At 72.2% G+C, this 3,353-nt stretch carries 6 protein-coding genes; 2 read left to right on the forward strand and 4 right to left on the reverse strand.

Annotated features, from left to right (window positions below; translation table 11 throughout):
- Positions 1-28: 28 nt before the first annotated feature.
- Entirely contained in the window at positions 29-316 is a 288-nt protein-coding gene (locus tag EYA84_RS29255; protein ID WP_131057265.1) for a flavin reductase, read from the reverse strand.
- Between the two features lie 228 nt (positions 317-544).
- On the opposite strand from EYA84_RS29255, the gene EYA84_RS29260 reads away from it, so the two are divergent.
- Together EYA84_RS29260 and EYA84_RS29265 are read left to right on the forward strand one after the other, a co-directional pair.
- Positions 545-1,348 (forward strand): helix-turn-helix transcriptional regulator, encoded by an 804-nt coding sequence (locus EYA84_RS29260; RefSeq protein ID WP_162854395.1) that lies wholly within the window; start codon positions 545-547, stop codon positions 1,346-1,348.
- The gene (locus EYA84_RS29265; protein WP_131057267.1) at positions 1,339-1,530 is read left to right on the forward strand and encodes a DUF397 domain-containing protein; all 192 of its coding nucleotides are present in this window, start codon (positions 1,339-1,341) and stop codon (positions 1,528-1,530) included. The genes EYA84_RS29260 and EYA84_RS29265 overlap by 10 nt, the downstream gene beginning before the upstream one ends.
- A gap of 105 nt (positions 1,531-1,635) precedes the next feature.
- Here EYA84_RS29265 and EYA84_RS29270 read toward each other — a convergent pair whose 3' ends face one another.
- The 3 genes from EYA84_RS29270 to EYA84_RS32750 all read right to left on the reverse strand — a co-directional run.
- On the reverse strand, positions 1,636-2,607 hold the full coding sequence (locus EYA84_RS29270; RefSeq protein WP_131057269.1) for a TAXI family TRAP transporter solute-binding subunit: 972 nt from the start codon (positions 2,605-2,607) through the stop codon (positions 1,636-1,638).
- Between the two features lie 101 nt (positions 2,608-2,708).
- Positions 2,709-3,128 carry a roadblock/LC7 domain-containing protein gene (locus EYA84_RS29275; RefSeq protein ID WP_131057271.1) on the reverse strand — a complete coding sequence of 140 codons (420 nt, stop codon included), beginning with the start codon at positions 3,126-3,128 and terminating at the stop codon, positions 2,709-2,711.
- A partial coding sequence (locus EYA84_RS32750; protein ID WP_161595063.1) for a hypothetical protein occupies positions 3,125-3,353 on the reverse strand: 229 nt, incomplete at its 5' end. The genes EYA84_RS32750 and EYA84_RS29275, both read right to left, overlap by 4 nt.

Below are 3,353 nucleotides of genomic sequence, written 5' to 3' on the forward strand. Positions count from 1 at the left end.
GTGTGGGGGTCGGGCGGGGCGGGGTGGGTCAGCGGGGGCGGGCCCAGGTGAGGAAGCGGGCGGCCAGCGTTTCGGGTGGGCAGGTGCCGGCCAGGTCGTCGGCGGCGTCGTACATCATCGAGCCGAGATAGACGAGCAGGCCGGTGCGGTTCTCCCGGTATTCGCCCAACAACGCCAGCCGGGCCGCCGAGCACGGCCAACGGGCACCGCACACCCGGCACCGCCAGGACGGTCGGGCCGCGACGTGGGGGCGGTAACGGGCCGTCACCAGTCCCGGTCCCCGGGGAGCGGGATGGGGGTGGCCGGGGGCGGACATCGCCGGAACGGGAATCGCATGGGTGGGCCTCCGTCGAGGTGAATGGGGCGCCGGCCGAGTCGGGTACGCCGACGCCCCGGCTTGGTTCCGCCCGCCGTCCGATCCCGTGAGCGGTCCCGCTGCGTGACAGTCTGGTGAGGACGCGACTACGGTGGGAGGCTTGGCGCGGTGACGACGCGCGCGTCCCGGGCCGGTCTCAGGCGGTACGACGATGTACGGAGGGTGTCCGTGGACCGCTCGTCCATGCTGGAGCACTTCGCGGAGGAACTGCGGCTGGTCAGAGTCACCGCTGACATGTCGCAGACCGCGCTGGCCGAGGCGCTCAGCTACTCGGCCGCGCTGGTGGCGAAGGTGGAGACCTGCGAGCGGAAGCCGAGCCTGGACTTCGCCCGCCGCTGCGACACGGTGTTCGCCGCCGACGGCCGTTTCGAGCGCATCCAACGCCGACTCAGCCGGGAGATCCTGGTGCCGTGGTTCCGGGACTGGCCCGGCATCGAGGCGGAGGCCACTGCGCTGCGCTGGTTCGAGCCGCTGTGTGTGCCGGGGCTGTTGCAGACCGAGGCGTATGCCCGCGCGTTGCTTGCCGGCGGTGGGCTGTTCGCGCCACACGAGGTCGAGCAGCAGGTGACGACCCGGTTGGACCGGCAGACCGTGCTGACCCGCGAGCGTCCGCCGATGTTCACCGCCGTCGTCGACGAGTTCGTGCTGCGTCGACGGATCGGCGGACCGGAAGTGATGCGGGAGCAACTGCGCCACCTGGTGAAGCTTGGCTCGACCGTGCCCCGGCTCCGGATCCAGGTCGTTCCGCTCTCGGTCGGCGCCTATCCCGGGATCAACGGCCCGTTCGTGATCGCCAGTCCACCGCACGGGGAGGACGTCGTCTATCAGGAGGGCCAGCTCCACGGGCAGGTGGTGGACCGTGCCGACTATCTGCGGCAGATGGTCGAGGTTTGGGAGTCGATCCGGGGTGAGGCACTATCGCAGCAGCAGTCCCTCGATCTGATCGCGGAAGTGGCGGAGACATGGAATTGACTAACGCCCGGTGGCGCAAGAGCACCCGCAGTAACGGGCAGGGTGGTGCCTGCGTGGAGGTGGCCGACAACCTGTCGGGTGTGGTGGCCGTACGTGATTCCAAGGATCCGGCTGGGCCGGTGTTGGTCTTCGGTCCCGGCTCCTGGCGTGCGTTCGTCACCCGGCTCTCCGAGCGCCCGTAGCGGACGCCGGAGAGGCCCGAACGGATCGTGGTGCGAAAGCGCCCCTGCGAGGGCACTTCCGCACCACGATCTGTCCCGTCCGACGTCGAGGCAGCGCAGCGACGGTCAGCCGCCCTGGTAGTAGCGGGCAGCGCCGGGGTGCAGGGGGATGGGGTCGGTGGAGGCGGCGCTCTGGCGGTCGAAGTTGCGGGCCTCGGGGTGTGCCACGGCCAGGTCGGTCTGGTACGTGAAGAGGAGCCGGGTCAGGTCGTACGCCAGTTGATCGGGCATGTCGGCGTTGACCAGGATCACGTTGGCCACCGTGACCGTGGGAGTGCCGTTCGGCGTGTCGTAGGCGTCCTTGGGCAGCTCGGCGGTGGTGTAGACCGAGCCGTGTTCGGCGTTGAGCGACTCGACCAACTCGGCGATCGGCAGCAGGGCGAACCGGCCCGGTGCGCCGCTGAGCATGTCGGCGATGCCGGGGGTGGGCAGGCCGCCGGAGAAGAACATGGCGTCGAGGGTCCCGGCGCGCATCCGGGCCACCGTCTCCGGCAGCGACAGCCGGGCCCGGCGTACGTCCCGTTCGGGGTCCAGTCCGGCGGCGGTGAGCAGCCGGGCGGCGATGACGTCGGTGCCGGACTTGGGGGAACCGGTGGAAACCCGCTTGCCGCGTAGTGCCGCGAGGCCGGTGAACTGGGCGTCGGCTCGGACGATGACGTGGGTGTAGTTGCTGTAGACCCGGGCCAGGGCCCGGACCGGTTGGGGTTGGCCGGCGAACGCGCCACGGCCGGCGCTGGCGTCGGCGGCGGTGTCGGCCAGGCTGAACGCGATCTCCATGTCGCCCTCGACCAGGCGGGTGATGTTCTCGCCGGAGGCTCCGGTCGGTTCGGCGCGGGCCTCGTAGCCGGGCAGGTGCCGGCTGATGATGTCGGCGTACCCGCCGCCGAGCTGGTAGTAGACGCCGGTGGTGTTGCCGGTGGCGAGGAAGATGCGTCCGTCGTGCCACGGGCGCGGCTCCGGGCCGGCCTCGGCGCCACAACCGGCGACCAGCGCGACCGCCAGCACGGCCGCCATCAGACGCCGACCCCGCCCGGCCACGCCGACACCTCGCGCGCGAACCGCCGAGCTTCGTCCACCGACGCCCGCACCCCACCCGCGAACCGCCGAGCTTCGTCCATCGACGCCGGCACTCCGGCCGGTCACGCCGGCACCCCGCCCTGTTCCGCCCAGGTGCGCATGGCCGGTTCGAGGGCCTCGGCCACCCGCTGGACCAGGGTGGCCGTCTCGTAGCCGATCTGGCCCAGGTCGCACCCGGCGGAGGCGAGGACCCCGATCAGGGCGCGGTCGCCGACCGCCATCACCAGCAGCACCCCGCCGTCCATGTCGACGATCTGCTGGCGTACCCGGCCGGCGGACATCAGCCGCGCCGCGCCGACGGTCAGGCTGGCCAGCCCGCTGATCACGGCGGCGAGCTGGTCCGCCTGGTCGGTGGAGAGGTGGGGCGAGGCGGCCAGTCGCAGCCCGTCGCCGGAGACGGCGAGGGCGTGCGACACGTCCGGGACCTGCTCGGCGAAGTTCGCCAGGAGCCAGTCCAGGCCGGCGCTGACGTTGGGCATCATTCGGGTCTCCCGCTGTGTCTGGTCTGCTGGTTGCGTCGCATCGCCTGGGCCACCCCGGCCGACAGGGCGGTGAGTCGGGCCCGGACGACCTCGGGGTCGAGCAGGTCGGTGCCGGCCGGTGGGGGTGGGGTGTCGTGCAGTTCGGACTGCAGGCCGCCGCCACGGGTCCGCCGGGGCAGTCCGCTGGCGGTCGCCGCGCCGGCACCCGACCAGCTCGGCGGTGCC

Origin of the sequence: Verrucosispora sp. SN26_14.1, assembly GCF_004307965.1 — a bacterium.
In the GTDB taxonomy this organism is placed as follows: domain Bacteria; phylum Actinomycetota; class Actinomycetes; order Mycobacteriales; family Micromonosporaceae; genus Micromonospora.